Annotated in this window: 13 protein-coding genes; 7 read left to right on the top strand and 6 right to left on the bottom strand. The window is 61.3% G+C overall.

What is annotated here, in order from left to right:
- Positions 1-149 precede the first annotated feature (149 nt).
- From tnpB to ABI_RS04040, 3 genes are all read left to right on the top strand, one after another.
- On the top strand, positions 150-494 hold the full coding sequence (gene tnpB, locus ABI_RS04050; RefSeq protein WP_006271566.1) for an IS66 family insertion sequence element accessory protein TnpB: 345 nt from the start codon (positions 150-152) through the stop codon (positions 492-494).
- A 73-nt stretch (positions 495-567) separates the two neighbouring features.
- Entirely contained in the window at positions 568-2,172 is a 1,605-nt protein-coding gene (gene tnpC / locus ABI_RS04045; protein ID WP_006271565.1) for an IS66 family transposase, read from the top strand.
- Between the two features lie 428 nt (positions 2,173-2,600).
- Entirely contained in the window at positions 2,601-4,100 is a 1,500-nt protein-coding gene (locus ABI_RS04040) for a vanadium-dependent haloperoxidase (protein WP_006271564.1), read from the top strand.
- A 267-nt stretch (positions 4,101-4,367) separates the two neighbouring features.
- On the opposite strand, the gene ABI_RS04035 is transcribed toward ABI_RS04040, so the two are convergent.
- From ABI_RS04035 to moaA, 4 genes are read right to left on the bottom strand one after another with little or no spacing between them, the layout of a single operon-like run.
- Positions 4,368-6,068: a bifunctional protein-serine/threonine kinase/phosphatase gene (locus ABI_RS04035; protein ID WP_040308559.1), complete on the bottom strand. Its 1,701-nt coding sequence runs from the start codon at positions 6,066-6,068 to the stop codon at positions 4,368-4,370.
- Positions 6,068-7,327, bottom strand: a complete 1,260-nt coding sequence (locus tag ABI_RS04030; RefSeq protein WP_006271562.1) for a molybdopterin molybdotransferase MoeA — start codon at positions 7,325-7,327, stop codon at positions 6,068-6,070. Before ABI_RS04030 ends, ABI_RS04035 begins: the two co-directional genes overlap by 1 nt.
- 1 nt (position 7,328) lies before the next feature.
- Positions 7,329-7,898 (bottom strand): molybdenum cofactor biosynthesis protein B, encoded by a 570-nt coding sequence (moaB, locus tag ABI_RS04025; protein ID WP_006271561.1) that lies wholly within the window; start codon positions 7,896-7,898, stop codon positions 7,329-7,331.
- A gap of 1 nt (position 7,899) precedes the next feature.
- Positions 7,900-8,919 carry a GTP 3',8-cyclase MoaA gene (gene moaA / locus ABI_RS04020; protein ID WP_006271560.1) on the bottom strand — a complete coding sequence of 340 codons (1,020 nt, stop codon included), beginning with the start codon at positions 8,917-8,919 and terminating at the stop codon, positions 7,900-7,902.
- 95 nt (positions 8,920-9,014) lie between these two features.
- Here moaA and ABI_RS04015 point away from each other — a divergent pair, with 95 nt between their 5' ends.
- The 3 genes from ABI_RS04015 to ABI_RS04005 all read left to right on the top strand — a co-directional run bounded on the left by ABI_RS04015 (position 9,015) and on the right by ABI_RS04005 (position 13,160).
- Positions 9,015-10,637 carry a carboxylesterase/lipase family protein gene (locus ABI_RS04015; protein WP_006271559.1) on the top strand — a complete coding sequence of 541 codons (1,623 nt, stop codon included), beginning with the start codon at positions 9,015-9,017 and terminating at the stop codon, positions 10,635-10,637.
- 136 nt (positions 10,638-10,773) lie between these two features.
- Positions 10,774-12,453, top strand: a complete 1,680-nt coding sequence (locus ABI_RS04010; protein WP_006271558.1) for a methyl-accepting chemotaxis protein — start codon at positions 10,774-10,776, stop codon at positions 12,451-12,453.
- A gap of 194 nt (positions 12,454-12,647) precedes the next feature.
- Positions 12,648-13,160 carry a phasin family protein gene (locus ABI_RS04005; RefSeq protein WP_006271557.1) on the top strand — a complete coding sequence of 171 codons (513 nt, stop codon included), beginning with the start codon at positions 12,648-12,650 and terminating at the stop codon, positions 13,158-13,160.
- 173 nt (positions 13,161-13,333) lie between these two features.
- Here ABI_RS04005 and ABI_RS04000 read toward each other — a convergent pair whose 3' ends face one another.
- Together ABI_RS04000 and ABI_RS03995 are read right to left on the bottom strand one after the other, a co-directional pair.
- Positions 13,334-14,761: a mannitol dehydrogenase family protein gene (locus ABI_RS04000; RefSeq protein WP_006271556.1), complete on the bottom strand. Its 1,428-nt coding sequence runs from the start codon at positions 14,759-14,761 to the stop codon at positions 13,334-13,336.
- On the bottom strand, positions 14,758-16,296 hold the full coding sequence (locus tag ABI_RS03995) for a UxaA family hydrolase (protein WP_006271555.1): 1,539 nt from the start codon (positions 16,294-16,296) through the stop codon (positions 14,758-14,760). The genes ABI_RS04000 and ABI_RS03995 overlap by 4 nt, the downstream gene beginning before the upstream one ends.
- Positions 16,297-16,532: 236 nt before the next feature.
- Here ABI_RS03995 and ABI_RS03990 point away from each other — a divergent pair, with 236 nt between their 5' ends.
- Positions 16,533-17,609 carry a LacI family DNA-binding transcriptional regulator gene (locus ABI_RS03990; RefSeq protein WP_006271554.1) on the top strand — a complete coding sequence of 359 codons (1,077 nt, stop codon included), beginning with the start codon at positions 16,533-16,535 and terminating at the stop codon, positions 17,607-17,609.
- The last annotated feature ends 60 nt before the right edge of the window (positions 17,610-17,669 follow it).

Raw genomic sequence — 17,669 nt, 5'->3', positions numbered from 1 at the left:
TGGATCAGCGCCGTCTCCCGGCCGCCATCTGTTGAGGTGCGAACGACGGCGGGGCTTATCGAGGTTGTCATTGCCGGTGCCACTATCCGTTGCGGCGTCGACAGCGATGAAGCTCATTTGCGGCGCGTGATCCGTGCGGTTCGCGCATCATGATCCCGTCGGGTGTCAAGGTCCTGCTGGCGTCGCATCCGATCGACTTCCGCAAAGGGCCGGACAGTTTGCTGGCTCTGGTGCGCAATGCCGGCAGCGACCCGTTCAACGGTGCGCTTTACGTCTTCCGCGCCAAGAGAACTGACAGGATCAAGATTGTCTGGTGGGACGGAACCGGCGTCTGTCTCTATGCCAAGCGATTGGAAAAGTCGGGCTTTTGCTGGCCGAGGATCAGCCAGGCCCGTGTTCAAATGAGCCATTCCCAGTTGCTGGCTCTGGTCGACGGCATGGACTGGAAACGGGTGCGTGCGGTGAGCGTGAAGCGGCCGGCAATGGTCGGCTGACGCCCTGCGACAGAATGAATCAGGCCCCTGAAATCGCAGACCATTCCTGCTGAAACCTGGTAGGTTTGGTGTCATGGCGGCACCTGATTTTACCCTTCCGGACAGCATTGAAGCGCTCAGGGCGTTTGCCCTGGCGATGGCGGAAAAAGCAGCCCGAGCCGATGCCCTGGAGACGGAAGTTGCCGACCTGAAAAGCCTGAATAGCGCTGCCGATGCGCGCATCGAGCGGCTGACCTTGATCCTGAAGGCGTATGAGCGCGCCCGTTTCGGGCGGCGCTCGGAGAAACTGGGTGCGGCTGTCGACGATGAGCAGCACGCCTTCGTCTTTGATGAGATCGCCACCGGGATCGCCGATCTGGAGGCAAAGATCGAGAAGGGTCGTGGGGCTGGCGCCGCCAAACGCGCCCCGCGGCCGCGCAAGAGCTTTCCTGCCCATCTGGAGCGTGTCGAAGTCGTCATCGAGCCGGAAGACCGTCCGGAGGATGTCGGCAAGACGAAGCTCAAGATCGGTGAAGACGTTTCCGAACGGCTCGACGTCACGCCGGCGAAGTTCCGGGTCATCGTCACGTGCCGCCCGAAATATGCCTTCAAGGATAAAGACGGTAACAATGAAGACGGTGTCGTCCAGGCGCCGGCGCCTGCCCACATCATCGAGGGCGGTATCCCGACAGAAGCGCTTCTGGCGCAGGTCGCCGTCTCCAAATACGCCGACGGCCTTCCGCTCTATCGTCAGGAAGCCATCTATGCCCGCGACAAGGTGGAGATCAGCCGCGCCGTCATGGCCCAATGGATGGGCAAGGTCGTCTTCGAACTGGAAATCCTCGCCGATTACGTCCTGACCCAGATCAAGCAAGGCGACAGGATCTTCGCCGATGAGACCACCTTGCCGACGCTGGCGCCGGGGACAGGCGCTGTCAAGAAGGCTTGGTTGTGGGCCTACGCCAGGGACGACCGACCGTTCGGCGGCAAGGGCCCGCCCATGGTCGTTTATCGCTTCGAAGACAGCCGGGCCGGCGACTGCATCGCCCGCCATCTTGATGGCTATAAGGGTATTCTCCAGGTTGACGGCTATGGTGCCTATACCTCTCTGGTCAAAGCTAACCAGAGCAATGACAAGTTGCTGCTGGCCGGGTGCTGGAGCCATGTTCGTCGACGCTTTTACGAACTGCATGCCGCCGGTAAGTCACCGGTGGCGTCTCAGGCCGTTGAGCGGATGGCAAAGCTCTGGGAGGTTGAAAGCGACGTCCGCGGTCAGGTGCCAGAGTTGAGGGCCGCCGCGCGCCAGGCGAGAACGGCGCCGCTTGTCGCCGACCTGTTCAAACTCTGGCAGGATACCTTGCCGCGCATCTCCGGAAAATCCAAGCTGGCTGAAGACATCCGCTACGCCCTGTCACGACGGGAAAATCTCGAACGCTTTCTGTTCGACGGCCGCATCGAAATCGACTCCAACATCGTCGAACGCGCTATCAGGCCGCAGACCATCACCAGGAAGAATGCGCTCTTCGCTGGCAGTGACGGCGGCGGCAGAACCTGGGCCACCATCGCAACCCTCTTGCAAACCGCCAAAATGAACGAGGTCGATCCGGTCGCCTGGCTTACACAGACCCTGACCCGTATCGCCAACGGATGGCCCAACAGCGACGTCGACGCACTCATGCCGTGGAATTACATCGAGTAACGGTGGCGGCTAAACGCTTACTGAGTTTTATATTTGCGGCGCGTATCAACTGAGCACCGCTCGACCGATTGATGGTGAGCTTAAATGTTTGGACGGTTACTGGATTTCTCCGCTTGTCGGACGACCCAATCAAGTGCTTACGCGGATCTCGCCAAACCTCACGTTTTCTGTTGCGCTCTATGATCCCGGCTCGTCCCTTCGGATTTTTGTTCTGTGGTAAATATTATCCTCATTGGTAAAAAAGCCTAGACAGACGCCCCAAATAGCATTTATCAACCTAATGTCGAATTGTCGAACATGCGTCCTTCGGCGATAGTTTTGTTAACAAAGTTTGATGTTTGAGTTTGTCAGCAGCATACGGGGCGCGGGCCTCGTGTAAAAAAATTTCAATAAAATCCTCCCCAATTCAAAATTAGGATCAAGTGAATATGACCGCAGCATCACCTGAGTATCGTTTTTGTATCGACATGACGCTTGAATGCATCCGGCGCGACCATACCGATTCCTTCTTTCCACAAAATCGGGAGAAAAAGGGCAATCAACGGGGGCCATTTCTGACCGCGCGAGCGCTCGGAATGGCGCTTGCCGCTTTACGGGATGCGAAGGCCATCGCCAATGGTCGTTCCGCATTTCTGGCCCAGCTCAAGAGCCACGCGACGGCCTCTGATTTGAAAGGCGCAAACCCCAAAGTTGCAGCGGCTATGGCTTGCGCGCAAGTTTTGCGCCGGCGCTATCCCGATCAATTGCATCTGATCAACTCGGCATGCAGTCAATGGCTTGAGCTTTTCGAGCCGACTCCAACACCGCTCCGGGCCCAATCGCAGATCGCTGGAATCGCATTCGGTGACGCTATTCATGAGCTGGGGAAGAAAGACGCGGAAATCGCCGGTGTCATGTATATTCCTATCTTGGAACCATACTACCATAACGCGCCCCCCAACGAGCCGAATCAAGGGTTTGCAGGTTCAGCCTGGGGCACGGCAGCGCCGCTTGTCGCGAAGAGAATAGAGAACTTTCCTACACCGCCCGGGCGAGTTAGCCCCACCGAGGTAGAAGCCGCCTCCCACTATAAACGTGACTATGAGGAAGTTCTCGCTAAAGGTATCAGCAACCGAGCCGACGGCTCGCGGACTCTGAATGAAGAGATTATCGGCATTTACTGGGGCTATGACGGCCCGCAAGAGCTTGGCACGCCACCGCGTCTGTACCTGCAGATTGTTCTCTCGGTGCTCGATGACATCCAGGCTCGCAATAAAACCCGGTTGAGTGTGGATGATGAACTCGATATCATCGCGATGATTGGCATTTCGCAAGCCGACGCTGCTATTGATGCTTGGCACTACAAATATTCGGCCAAGCATATGATGTGGCGACCAGCACTGGGGATTCCAAATGCCGATCCCAACCACGGAACCGCACCTCGACGGGACTGGCGACCACTTGGCCGCCCCGCTACAAACGGCAATGACATTGAGCGGACACCTGATTTTCCAGCTTACCCTTCGGGCCATGCAACCTTCGGAGCGGCCGCGTTTCAACTATTGCGGTTGTTTCTTGTAGAAAAGGGGGCGGCCAATTTCGAGGACGATGGCGGGGACAATGTTGACTTCGACTTTGTTTCTGATGAATTCAATGGGCGCAACCGTGACCCGCGGACAGGCATGCCCCGACAATTGTTAACACGGCGCTACCCCAGCCTATGGAAGGCGATCACCGACAATTCGGTTAGTCGTGTGTATCTGGGGGTCCATTGGCAATTTGACGGCATTACCACACGAAACGGTGCTTCTGATGAGTTCGGAGTTCCTGAGGCGCCCAAAACTCTTGGACATACGGGCGGTGTCTGGCTTGGGGTGCGGATCGCCAACCAGCTTGCCGAATTGCTTGAGATCAGGCCAGAAACGATTAATAAGTCTCTAGGTACGTAGATCACGTTTCGATTTGGCTGTATCGAAGATGGCTTCAACGCCCATCTTCACCCCACCAGCCGATAAAGCGCCCCCCCCCCCCCCCACGCCGAGGGATTTGGCGATGACGCCGAAATACAGGGGAACAGGGAAAAGAGTGCGGAAAAAAGGGGCTGAGTCATTTATCTGACGTCAAAAGCGAGCCGGATGCCTGCGCAGACAAGTGGAGGCCTCCGGATTTAGGCCGGCACCGAAGGGGCACGTCGCAAAGATTGACGCTGCTTTACCTCACAACCGCCCCAACCCTACCACGAGCAGCGCCAGGAACAGCAGCAGCGAGATCGCCTGCCACAACTTTTCCGGGTTACGCCGCGCCCAGGTCTCGCGCCGCGCCGGCACGGACGCCGTGCTCAGCGCGCCATTCTCCAGTTGATAGGCCAGTTCGAACCCGTCCTGGAATCGTTCGTCCGGGTCCGGAGCGATCGCAGTACGGATCAGGTTCTCCAGCCAGGCCGGCACGTCCTGACGTTTCGCCGTCAGAGGCTCAGCCTTGCCCAGGCGCGGCCGCACGAACGGTTCGATCTCACCATAGGGATAGCTGCCGCCGCTGAACATCCGGTAGAGCGTCACCCCCAAAGCAAAGATGTCCGTCTGCTCATCGCCCGAATTGCCGTCGAACATTTCCGGCGCGCGATAGCTGGCCGTCCCCGGCACGTGGTCCATCTCACGCGCCGTGTCCAAGTGCGGCAGCCGCGCCACCCCCAGGTCGATCAGCTTCAGCCCGCCATCCGGGGTCAGGATGATGTTTTCCGGCTTGATATCGCGGTGGATGATCCCCGCCCGATGCAGGGCGGCAATCGCCTTGGCCAGCTTCAGCGCGATCTCCAACCCCTCAGCCAACGGCACCGGCGCCCGCAACAGCCGCTTTTCAAGGGTTTCGCCCTCGTAAAACGGCTGGGCAATGTACAGCCGGGTCTGGCGTTTCGGCGGCAGGGTCAGGACTGCGCCGATAAAGATGTGGTGGACCCTCGTCGCCACCCAGGCTTCACGCGCAAAGGCCGCCCGCGCCGTGGCTTCGCTTCCGATCGTGTCCTGGCGCGGGAACTTAAGCAGGACGGCGCGGTGCTCCTTGGTGTCGCGCGCCCTGAACACCCGCGAATAGTCGCTGTCCGACAGGATCGATTCCAGCTTGAAGTCGTCGACCATCTCGCCGACCTTGGGCGGATCGTGGATCGGCAGGCTGGCAAAGACCGCGTCCAGGTCCTCCAGCGTGGTCGGCGGCAGGTCGACAATATCGATGACCAGGGCGGTGGCATTGTCCGTCCCGCCGGCCGCCAGAGCATCGGCCACCAGCTTGCGCGCCGTCTCGTCCGGTGCCGCCCGGGCATTCAGCACGTCGGTCATATAGGCCATTTTCAACGGCCCATGGACTCCGTCGCTGCTCAGCAGGATGCGGTCATGGATGGCGACGTCGTGAACGCGGTAGTCGATGCGGACCGACTCTTCCATGCCGATGGCGCGGGTAATGTAATGGCTGTCCTCGGCGCCTTCGGGCTTGTGATCCTTGGTCAGCAGGCTGAGCTGGCCATCGCGCAGCCGGTACAGACGCGTATCCCCGACATGGAAGCTGTGCATGCGGTGACCCTTGACCACCACGCCGGTAAACACTGCCGACATACCCTTGAGCTTCGCGTCCTTGGTACCCTGGACATGGAGCCAGTGGTTGATACTTTCCAGCGCCCGCGCGGCGGTCTTGCGCGGCGGCAGGGCATCGCTCTGGCTGAGATAATCGTCGATGAATGAGCGCACGGTCAGTTCCGCGGCGACGCGTCCGCCCTTGGCTCCGCCGACGCCGTCAGCGACGGCGGCGACCAGGCCATGATGGCGCGGCAGGTCCTCCAGGCAGGCGGCGGCGAAGTCCTGGTTTTCGTCACGGTGGCCGATATCGCTGGCGAATCCAGAGGCGACTCTGAGGCGCGGTGCGGCCATCACAGGCGATCCAGCGGCAGGATGTCGACCAGATCACCGGGCTGCTTCGCCTCCGACCCGGACGGCAGATGGATCAGGGCGTCTGTACGGGCAAAGACGGTAATCAGCGAGGAATCCTGGTCGGAAAAGGGCGTAACCTGCATGCGGCCGTCGGACGATAGGCTGCAGGTCCCGCGCAGGAAGGCTTCGCGCGGGCCGTTGGCGGCGATCGCCACCGTCGTGGCGGCATGGGCGTAATCCTGGCGCGGCGGCATGCCGAGACTGGTCTCCAGCCAGGCTTTCAGCATCAACTGCGCCATGACGAAGGCCGAGGCCGGATTGCCCGGCAGGCTCAACACCCGGCGACCATCCTTAACTTGCCCGAACGCCGTAGGTTTGCCGGGTCGGACCTTGATGCCGTCGAAAGCCAGGTCCAGCCCCAGCTTCGCCAGGGCCGGCTTAACCAGATCATGATCACCGACGCTGGCTCCGCCAATGGTCACGATAAGATCGGCCTCGGCGCCCTTTAACGCCTTCAGCAGGGATTTTTTCGTGTCGGCCCCGACGCCGAGCGAGACGGCCTTGCCGCCCCATTGTTTGATCAGGGCCATAATGGCGTGGGAGCCGGATTCGAAAATCTGATCGCCATCGGGCTCCCCGCCCGGCGGCACCAGCTCATCGCCGGTCGACAGCACGGCCACCACCGGCCGACGCGCCACAGCCACACGGTCCAGCCCAGCCGCGGCGACCAGCGACAACCGCCACGGATCGAGCCGTTCCCCGGCTTTCAGCAGCACCTCGCCGGATTTGAAATCCTGGCCGGCCGGACGGATGTGGGTCCTGGTCAGTTTCAGCCCATCTGGCTGAATGGTCACGGTGCCATCACCAGCAACAGTATTTTCCTGGATGACGACAGCGTCGCACCCCCTCGGCACCGTCGCGCCGGTAAAGATGCGCACGGCCTCGTTGCGGTGAACGATGCCGCCAAACGCGCTGCCCGCCTGGCTTTCCCCGATCAATTTGAGGGTGGCCGGATTGACCCGCCGCGCCAGATCCGCGCTGCGAACCGCATAACCGTCCATGGCTGAGGCATTGAACGGCGGCTGGTCGCGCGTGGCGGTCACATCCTGGGCCAGTACCCGCCCCAGCGCCTTGTTCAACGCGACCGTCTCCGTCACCACAGGCAACGCACCCGCCCGCACCCGGTACTGAGCGTGGGCCACCGTGACAAGATTGGGTTTCAGCGGGACATCATCCTGGAGATTGGCGTCGGGAACCATGTCAGCGCTCGTCGAGGCGCGGCATCAGTTCGACCATGTTGCACGGACCATGGCGGGAATCGAGCTGCCAGCGGATGACCTTGTCCCAGCCGTCCTTTACGGCCCCATTCGAGCCCGGCAGACAAAAGACGAAGACGCCGTCGACAATGCCGGCAGTCGCCCGCGATTGCAGCGTCGACAGGCCGACCGTCTGATAACTCAGCATATGGAAGATGGTTGAGAAGCCATCGATCTTCTTGGACATCAGCGGTTCGATGGCTTCGGGGGTGACATCGCGGCCGGTTATACCCGTGCCCCCGGTCGAAATGATCGCATCGACCTGACCCGAGCTGGTCCAGTTCTTCACCACCTTGCGGATCGCGTCGACATCGTCGCGAACGATCTCACGTGCGGCGACCCGATGGCCCGCGGCTTCGATACGTTTCGCCAGGATATCGCCAGAGGTGTCGCTTTCCTCGTCGCGCGTGTCGGACACGGTCAGGACAGCGATACTAACCTGTTTGAACGGCCGCTCAGCGTTGATCCGCCCGCCGCCCAGCCACTTCAAGTCATCTTGTGCAATATCGGCCATTCTATCCCCCGGTCACGGACATGGTGCGCGCCGGCCGGTGGCTTCGTTCAACCGGCGGCAAGGCGTTGGAATTGATGAAAAAATCATGGGCGCGCGGTTTATGCGTCAGGGCCTGCTGCAGGGCCTGCGCCAATCCGGCATCGCTCGGGTCGTCACGCAAAGGCCCGCGCAGATCGACATGGTCGTCCTGGCCCAGGCACATGTAAAGCTGGCCGGTGCAGGTAATGCGGACGCGATTGCAGGTGTCGCAGAAATTATGCGACAGCGGCGTGATCAGCCCCAGCCGCCCGCCGGTCTCGGCGACGCGATAGTAGCGCGACGGCCCGGCCGTCGTTTCAGCCGTCGGCTCAATCTTCCAGTAAGTGCGAAGTGTTTCGAGCACCTGCCCCAAAGACACAAATTGCGCCTCGCGACCCTCGATATCACCTAGCGGCATAGTCTCAATCAGCGAGACATCCATGCCGCGCTCATGGGCAAAGGCGATAATGTCGGGCAGGTCCGCCAGATTGTCCTGGGCCAGGGCGACGACGTTCAGCTTGATCCTGATGCCGTGATCCTGGGCGGCCTCGATGCCGGTCAGAACCTTGGCCAGGTCGCCGCCACGGGTGACCCGCCGGAACACCTCGGGCCTCAGACTATCACACGAGACATTGATGCGTTTGACCCCTGCTGCGGCCAGGGCCGGCGCCGCCCCTTCGAGCAAGGTCCCGTTGGTCGTCAGGGTCAGTTCTTTCAGCCGCCCGGCGTGAACCTCCTCACCCAGCCGTCCGATAAAATCGAGGACGCCCTTGCGCACCAGGGGTTCACCGCCGGTGATGCGCAACTTGTCGACCCCGCTTTGGATCAAAAACCGGCTCAGCCGCTCCATCTCTTCCCAGCTCAGCAGGTCCTTGCGCGGCAGGAAGGTCTGCGTCTCGCTCATACAGTAGGTGCAGCGCAGATCGCAGCGGTCCGTCACCGACAGCCGGACATAGCTGAGGCGGCGGCCGAAACCGTCGATAAGGGGCGCAGGCGAGGTCATAGCTAAACCTAGTCGTGTGACGCGATTATCTCAAGACAAAACCCTGAATTGGTTTTAGTTTAATCCAAAACCATCTGACAGCAGGGACGCTTTCCATGAACCGCCGCCACGCCCTTACCGGCCTGACCGCCCTCACCGCGACCGCACTCGTGACACCGGTGTCAGCAAGATCTGCCGTCTCGAAGGTGCAAACCACCGCCGGACCCGTCACCGGTCAGGTCAAGGACGGCGTCAGCGTCTATCTGGGTCTACGTTATGGTATCGCCAGACGCTTCCAGCCACCGGTCAAACCCGAGCCGTGGACCAAACCCTTTGCCGCGGTTACCTATGGTCCTGCCTCGCCCCAGGGCAGCACGCCCGACCCCTACGGCCAAAGCGAAGACTGCCTGTTCCTCAACATCTGGACGCCGGAAGCCAATACCAAAAAGGCCCGGCCGGTGATGTTCTACATACACGGCGGCGCCTACGCCAACGGCTCGGGCGGCAGTCCGTTGTACGACGGCACCAACCTGGCCCTGCGTGGCGATGTTGTGGTCGTCACGGTCAATCACCGCCTCAACGCCTTCGGTTACCTTTATCTCGCGCGCCTTGAAAGGCTTGCGCTGGGCGGTGCTAACGTTTCGCTCCTTGAGCACACGCCCAGCGCGTTAAGGCTGCAACAGTCCGGTAATTGCGGGCAATTGGACCTGCATCTGGCCCTGGAATGGGTGCGCGACAATATCCGCAACTTCGGCGGCGACCCGAACCAGGTCATGGTGTTTGGCCAGTCCGGCGGCGGCGCCAAGATCGCCACCATGATGGCGACGCCGTCAGCCAGGGGCCTGTTCAATCGCGCCGCCACCATGAGCGGCCAGCAGGTGACGGCGTCCGGACCTGGCAACGCCACCCTGCGCGCCACGGCCTTTCTGGAACTGCTGGGTCTGAAACCCGACGCCGACGGCCTGGCGAAAGTCCAGACCCTGCCAGTTGCTGATCTGGTTGCCGCCCTGAAAGCGAAAGACCCGGTTATCGGCTCCGGCGGCGTCTATATGGGCCCAGTGCTGGACGAGACCGTCCTGTTCCGCCATCCTTTCTGGCCCGACGCGCCGTCCCAATCACACGACATCCCGATGATGATCGGCAATACCCGTGACGAAACGCGTGCCTTCTTAGGGGGAGATCCGCACAATTTCGAACTGACCTGGGACGAACTGCCGGCCAAGCTACCGCCGCAGTACCGCGTCGATATCGACCCTTACATTGTCATCGACACCTACCGCCGCCTTTATCCAGATATGTCGCCGTCGGATGTCTTCTTTGCCGCCACCACAGCCGGGCGGTCATGGCGCGGCGCGGTCGAAGAGTTGGAGGCTCGGGCAAAAGCCGGCGCCGTCATCTATGCCTACCAGGCCGATTGGCGATCGCCCAAGGACGGCGGCAAGCATGGCGCGCCGCACACGATTGATATTCCTCTGGTTTTCCGCACGACGGCTGTGCCGGACAGTATCACCACCGACAGCGACGATGCCCGCCGCATAGCTGACCTGTTCAGTGATGCCTTCATCGCCTTTGCCAAATCCGGCTCGCCGCAGACCCCGGCCCTGCCACAGTGGCTGCCCTACACAATGGCCGGGCGCGAAACCATGCTGATGGATTTGCCGCCACAGTTGGCGCTCGACCCACGCGGCGAAGAGCGCAAGCTGTTTTCCAAAGTACCCTTCATTCAGCAAGGTACGTAGGTGGCGCGTGCCGGATATTAAAACACGTCTTAAGACTAACTTCACACGGCGACGCGCAGTCATAAATCAACATTCTTCCAAGATGGCTATACCGGCCACGGATGGACGACTGTCTGTATCAGTACCGGAGTTCCCTATGCTTAGCCGCTTCACGATCCGTTTTCGCGTGATCGCCGCCCTATTCCTTATGCTGCTGACCACGGCTGCTCTGGGTGCCTTTGCCTTCGACCGATTGGCGCGAATCAATGTAAAGTCCGAGGAAGTGGCAACGAATTGGCTGCCCGCGACCCAGGCGATGGGCAACCTGTCCGAGGACTTCGAACGTTTCCGCCTGTACCAGGGCCTGGCGCTTATCAAGACCGACGAACGCGAGGCCTTCCTGAAAAGAGCTGCCGTCGCCAAGACGGAGATCGACCAGGACCTTAGGGATTACACGCCGACCATCCTGCCAGGCGAAGAAGAAAAGCTCGCCAAGGCTATGACCGATGCGCTGGACCAATATATGGCCTTTTCTGTCAGTTACGAGCAGGCGCTTGGTTCCGATGATGATATCACAGCCAAGCAAATCTATGCGACCGACATGCGGTCTACCGTCGACCTGGTACGGGCGACCGTCACGGCTGACCGCGAATTCCAGGGCAAGATGGGCACCGCCGCAGCCATTGATAGTATGAAGACTGGCGAACTGGCGAAAACCCTTATCCTGATCGCGCTGGGTTTCTCTGTCCTGGTTTGCGTCGTCATCGGATGGTTGATGATCACGAGCATATCGACGCCCATTCGCCGGATGGCCGAAGCTATGCGCCAACTGGCCACGGGCGATACGACGTCCACAGTCCCCAGCCTCGGCGAAACCAACGAAATCGGTGAAATGGCCGCCGCAGTCGATATTTTCAAGGCCGGCATGATATACAACACAACGCTTGAACAGGAAGCCATCGAGACGCGCGAACGAACCGCCATCCAGCGCAGTGCCGCCATGCGCGACCTGGCCGACCAGTTCGAGACGACCGTCGGTGGCATCGTCGACATCGTTTCCTCCGCCGCGACGGAAATGCAGGCCACGGCATCGCAACTGACCTCTTCGGCGCATGAAACCTCAGCCCAGGCCACCTCGGTTTCCGCCGCCGCCGAAGAAGCCGGCACCAACGTGACCTCGGTCGCCGGTTCCGCCGAAGAACTGGGCGCCTCGGTACGAGAGATCAGCCGTCAGGTCGAACACTCGTCGATCAAGGCGCGCGAAGCCGTCCGTGAGGCCGATTCCACCGCAGCCATCGTGCAGGAACTGTCGCAAGCCGCCGATCGCATCAATGGTATCGTCGACATGATCACCGGCATCGCCTCGCAGACCAACCTGCTGGCGCTCAACGCCACCATCGAATCCGCCCGTGCCGGTGAGGCCGGCAGAGGCTTCGCCGTCGTCGCGTCCGAAGTCAAGGCTCTGGCCGGTCAGACCAGCCGCGCCACCGCCGAGATCAGCCAGCACATCGGCAGCATACAGTCTACAACCCGCCGGGCCGTCGAGGCCATCAGCAACATCACCGGCACGATTCGCGACATCAACGACTCGTCGAGCACAATCGCCGCCGCCGTCGAGCAACAAGGTTCGGCCACCAACGAAATCGTTCAGGCTGTCAATCAGGCTTCGATGGGCACACAGGAAGTCACCATCAACATCACCGGTGTTGCCCGCTTGGCCGAAGAAACCGGCGCCGGCGCCGCTCAGGTACTATCGGCCTCCGGCGAACTGGCTCATCAGGCCGCGAACCTACGCACCCAGATCAACCGCTTCCTCAGCCATATCAGGGCGGCATAGGCCTGCCAAATTTCCCTTACGTGATCCTTACGTAAACACGGCGAAAACCTGCGACTTCATTACGCAGATTCGGCTATATGGTTTGCGCCGCGATAAACGGCGCAAACCCTTTCCCATAAGCCACAGCGACGCATTTCTGGCACCGGTTTACCGGCAGCTGTTCGCATGCGCGCAAATCCTAGAGGACGACCACCTTGGCTGATAATCCCAAAGACAACGTCAAGCGCGCGGCCGACACCGTGACCGACACCACCACCGCCGCTACCGAGACGGCGCGCGACAGCGTCCAGGCCGGCAAGGACGCCGTCGACAAGGTCACCGATAGCGGACGCGAAACCCTGCGCCGCGTCGGCGAGGACGCCAGCCGCCTGGCCAGCCGCAATCTGGCAATCGGGGCGCAGACCATGGACGCCTACGTCGAGGCCGGCAAGCGCGCTTCGTCGGCGATGAGCGATGTCAACAAGGCCGTCACAGAAGCCTGCGGCAAGAGTTTTTCGGATTACGATGCGTTGTCGAAACAGGTTTTATCGGTCAAGACGGTGCAGGACTTTGTCGAATTGCAGAGCGCCATGGTGCAGAAGATGCAGGACAATTTCACCAGCATGACCCATATTTACAGCCTGTACATCAATGCTGTGGCGACCTCGGTGCAACCGATCGCCCCCCAGGTCCGGCAAGTGCCGGAGCGGCTTCAGAAGGCGGCGTGAGAAATCAAAAAGCACGAACAAATCTCCCTCTCCCCACTTGAGGGGAGAGGGTTGGGGTGAGGGGTTGGTTCAGCAACAACTGTAGAAACTGGATGTCCTCAACCCCTCACCCAATCGCGTTTACTTCGCTCCGCTCTCGTCCTCTCCCCTCAAGTGGGGAGAGGGAGAAAGGCTTATGCAACCACATCTTCCGCGGCCAGGAGCCGCTCATATGCGGCTTCAACCGCGTTCACAAACACAGCATTCCCCGCCAGGTTTTCCGGGAACACGGCCCGTAAGGCCAGGAAGACCGCCACATCGGTGCGGCTGTCGCTCAAGCCCTTGCCAAGCGCGATCAATTCCCCCGCCAGCGGGTCGGTCATCGCCTCCCCTGTCGCGGCCTTCTTGCGCACAAAGCGCATCCACGCCGCCAAAGGCACAGCCAAACGCGAAATGTCATTGCCGCGTGCCAGGGCTTCCTGCAACGAACTCAGAATCCGGATCGGCAGTTTCTGCGAGCCGTCCCAGGCGATCTGCGACAGCAGATGCCGGATCGCCGGATTGCGGAAGCGCTTCAAAATCGCTTCGCAATAGCCCGGCAGGTCCATGCCCTTGGGCGTCTCCAGCAGCGGCACCACGTCCTTCAGCATCAGGTCGCGGACCAGGCCCGACAGCTCCGGATCGTTCATCGCTTCGGAGACCGTCTCATAGCCCTTGTGCAGCCCCGCATAGGCCAGGGTCGAGTGCGGGCCGTTCAACAGCCGCAGCTTGGCACGCTCATAGGCCGGGACATTGTCGGTCAGGGTGACGCCGACCGAGGTCCAGTCCGGGCCGCCGTCATGGATGTGGTCCTCGATCACCCACTGGGTAAAGGCTTCGCGCTGAATCGGCCAGGCATCCTGCACACCAATGGCGTCCGCCACACGGGTCCGCAAGGCGTCATCCGTCGCCGGCGTAATGGAATCGACCATGGTGCAGGGACAGGCCAGGCCGGTCTCGATCCAGTCCGCAAAACCGGCATCAAAGCGCGCCGCGAACGCCACCACGGCGCCCTTGAGACGGCGGCCGTTGTTAGGCAGATTGTCGCACGGGATCAGCACGAACGGCGCCAGACCGGCTTCGCGACGGCGGCGCAGGCCTTCGACGACATAGCCGATGAAGGATTTCGGCGCTTGGGGGTTGGCCAGGTCATGGACGATATCGCCATGGCCGAAATCGAGCGCGCCGTCGGCATGCAGGCAATAGCCTTTTTCGGTCACAGTCGAGGTGACGATGCCGCAACCCATTAGGCGTTCGAACACAGCCTCCGGGTTCTCCGGCCCGACCAGGACTTCACGGATCGAGGCGATGATCCTGTAACCGATCTCCTCGTCGAGGGTGGCCAGGGTGTAGAGCCCGTTCTGGGGCGTCAGCGCATCACGCACACCGGTCGAATGCAGCGACACGCCGCAAATGCCCCAGCGCGGGTCGGTTACTGCCAGAGCATCGAGATAGGCCGCCTGATGCGCGCGGTGAAAGGCGCCGGGTCCGAAATGAACCACGCCCAGCGCGAGTGTCGTGGGATCGTAGGCCGGCTTTTCAGCCTTCACGTCAGAAAGCGTGGCAAGGGACAGGTGCTTCACAGGGTGACTCCGTTCTTCCAGATGGCGATTTCGCGCTCGTCATTCGTCTCGTTGCAGCTAGGCTGCCCCGAGGCCGTGCGCAAGATCAAATCCATCAGCGAGTCCGTCGTCGCATCGAGCCCATCGTTCAGAACCTGACCGGCGTCGAAATCGATCCAGTGCGGTTTCTTTTGCGCCAGGGCCGAGTTGGAGGCGATCTTCAGGGTCGGGGCCGGGAATCCCAGCGGCGTACCGCGGCCGGTGGTAAACAGCACAATCACCGCGCCGGCCGCCGTCAAGGCCGTCGACGACACGGCGTCATTTCCCGGCGCCTCCAGCAGGCTCAAGCCCTTTTCGTCGGCACGTTCACCGTAGCGCAGGACTTCATTGAGGGGCGAGGTCCCACCCTTCTGCACCGCCCCTAGGGATTTTTCCTCCAGGGTGGTGATGCCGCCGGCCTTGTTGCCGGGCGACGGGTTTTCGAACACCGGTTGATTGTGGTCGAGGAAGTACTGCTTGAAGTCGTTGACCACCGACACCACGCCTTCGAACACGGCTTCGTTCTTCGCACGCCCCATCAGGATGCGCTCGGCGCCGAAGATCTCGGGAATCTCGGTCATGATCGCCTGGCCGCCGGCAAAGGCGACACGGTCGGCTACTCGGCCAACCAGCGGATTGGCGGTCAGGCCGGAAAAACCGTCGGAACCACCGCACTTGACGCCGATGGCCAGATCCGAAAGGTCACAGGGTTCGCGCTGGTCCTTTTCGATGATGGCGACCAGTTCCTCAAGCGCTTCCAGGCCTGTTTCAGTCTCGTCCTCGACCATCTGGGCGGCGAAATATTTCAGCCGGTCCGCGGGGCGGTCGATTTCCTTCAGCAGGGCCGAAAGTTGATTGTTCTCACAGCCAAGGCCGACAATCAGCACGCCGCCGGCATTGGGGTGCATAGCCAGGGCGGCAATCAGCTTGCGCGTATGATCCAGGTCATCGCCCAGTTGCGAACACCCCAGCGGATGGGTCAGGGCGTGGACGCCGTCGATACGGCCCTTGAAACGCTCCGAAGCCAGTCGCGCCAGCCGTTCCGACGTTCGGGCGACACAGCCGACCGTGCACAAAATCCAGATTTCGTTGCGAATGCCGACCTTGCCGTCGCCGCGGCGGTAACCGAGAAATTGCCCCGTGGGGACCGCCGGCTTCGCCATTGGGACCGGTTCGTAAGTGTAGTCTTCAACGCCGGACAATGCGGTGGCCAGGTTATGGCTGTGAATGTGCTCACCGGCGGCGATCGCTTGCGTCGCACGGCCGATGACGAAGCCGAACTTCAGCACTGCCTGGCCAACGGGGATGTCGTACAGCGCGATCTTGTGGCCCTTGGGGACATCGGTCGTCAGGGTGACGGACACCGCACCCACTGTGACGGTTTCGCCAGCATCGAGGTCGCCGAGCGCCACCGCAACATGGTCGTTTTCGTGGACACGCAGGATACCGGGACGTGCGGCATCACGAGCGCCTAAACCGGCGCAGCCAGCCTTTTGGGTCGCTTGATCTTCGGGCATAATTCGTTCCTTTGCAAAAACGCGTGCAAACCGCGGGCATTTCTTTTATGGTAACCGGTGTCATTAGAAAAAACCGGGGATGCAGGCAATATGCCGGGGAAAATAAACGGCGCAAGGGCAGTTAACTGCCTGTTGGCGATTTCTGCGAATACCGATAGCACAAAACGATTCGCAGCATGACCCGTCCTTCGCAGCCCCGCCCGCCGGTAAGCTCGGGACAAGAGCCCGGCGACCTGATGACCGACCCCATTCACGGCGACCGTATGAACGGTGACCCTGTCGAAGATTTCCTGAAACGCCGCAAGAAGGCGACGATCAACGACGTCGCCAGCCTGGCCCAGGTGTCGAAGAAGACTGTGTCGCGGGTGATCAACAAGTCGCCGTCGGTGCGCGGCGAAACCCGCGACCTGGTCAATGACATCATCGCCCGCGTCGGCTTTCGCCCGGATCCCCAGGCGCGCGGCCTGGCCTTTCGTCGATCCTTCCTGATTGGGCTTATCTACGACAACCCCAATGCCCAGTACATCGTCAACATGCAGATGGGTGCACTGGACGGACTACGCGGTTCGGGCAACGAACTGGTGGTGCACCCGTGCGACTGGAAGGCCGAGGGTTTCCTGGACGAGATCCGCGACTTCGTCGAGCTGCAGCGCCTGGCCGGCGTCATCATCCTGCCGCCGGTGGCCGAGGACCAGGGCCTGCTGGACCTGCTCGATGAACTGGACGTCCCTTTCATCCGCGTCACCGCCCGCAATAACGACGTCCAGCCGCCGATTGCCGGCCTTCAGATTGTGTCGCGCGACCGGGTCGGCTGCGAACAGGCCGGCGAACACATCGTCGGGCTGGGCCACCGCCGCATCGGCTTCATCGCCGGCAATGAACTCTACCCGTCGGCCCACGAACGCCGCGCCGGCTTCGAAAAAGGCCTGGCCAATCACGGCCTGACCTTCGCCACGGTCGAGTCCGGAAACTACAGCTTCGATTCCGGCTATGAGGCCGCGCAGAAGATGCTGACGCGCCCCGACCGGCCCACGGCGATCATCGGCTGTAACGACGACATGGCCGCCGGTGCCTATAAGGCCGCCTACGAGCTGGGCCTGCGCATCCCCGACGACCTGACCATACTGGGCTTCGACGACGCGCCGATCGCCACACGCATCAACCCGACCCTGACCACAGTGCGTTTGCCGACTCGTGACATGGCCAGGATGGCATCGGAAAAGCTGACCTCGGCCGAAACCAAGCCGGGCGCCAGCTTTATTTTCGACTCGGCTCTGATCATCCGTGGCTCGTCCGGCCCAGTCCCGAAATAGGCCTCGCTCGAGGCAGGCCTACCACATCCGAGACCATCAATCTCCCTCCTCCCTACGAAG

The organism is Asticcacaulis biprosthecium C19 (assembly GCF_000204015.1).
Lineage (GTDB): Bacteria > Pseudomonadota > Alphaproteobacteria > Caulobacterales > Caulobacteraceae > Asticcacaulis > Asticcacaulis biprosthecius.
The sequence above is the reverse complement of the archived record's forward strand: the minus strand, read 5'-3'. Positions and strand labels throughout refer to the sequence as shown.

Bases quoted from the DNA above. Each gene is read 5' to 3' on its own strand.
- tnpB (WP_006271566.1), top strand. From the start codon at position 150: ATGATCCCGTCGGGTGTCAAGGTCCTGCTGGCGTCGCATCCGATCGAC.
- tnpC (WP_006271565.1), top strand. From the start codon at position 568: ATGGCGGCACCTGATTTTACCCTTCCGGACAGCATTGAAGCGCTCAGG.
- ABI_RS04040 (WP_006271564.1), top strand. From the start codon at position 2,601: ATGACCGCAGCATCACCTGAGTATCGTTTTTGTATCGACATGACGCTT.
- ABI_RS04035 (WP_040308559.1), bottom strand. From the start codon at position 6,068: ATGGCCGCACCGCGCCTCAGAGTCGCCTCTGGATTCGCCAGCGATATC.
- ABI_RS04030 (WP_006271562.1), bottom strand. From the start codon at position 7,327: ATGGTTCCCGACGCCAATCTCCAGGATGATGTCCCGCTGAAACCCAAT.
- moaB (WP_006271561.1), bottom strand. From the start codon at position 7,898: ATGGCCGATATTGCACAAGATGACTTGAAGTGGCTGGGCGGCGGGCGG.
- moaA (WP_006271560.1), bottom strand. From the start codon at position 8,919: ATGACCTCGCCTGCGCCCCTTATCGACGGTTTCGGCCGCCGCCTCAGC.
- ABI_RS04015 (WP_006271559.1), top strand. From the start codon at position 9,015: ATGAACCGCCGCCACGCCCTTACCGGCCTGACCGCCCTCACCGCGACC.
- ABI_RS04010 (WP_006271558.1), top strand. From the start codon at position 10,774: ATGCTTAGCCGCTTCACGATCCGTTTTCGCGTGATCGCCGCCCTATTC.
- ABI_RS03995 (WP_006271555.1), bottom strand. From the start codon at position 16,296: ATGCCCGAAGATCAAGCGACCCAAAAGGCTGGCTGCGCCGGTTTAGGC.
- ABI_RS03990 (WP_006271554.1), top strand. From the start codon at position 16,533: ATGACCGACCCCATTCACGGCGACCGTATGAACGGTGACCCTGTCGAA.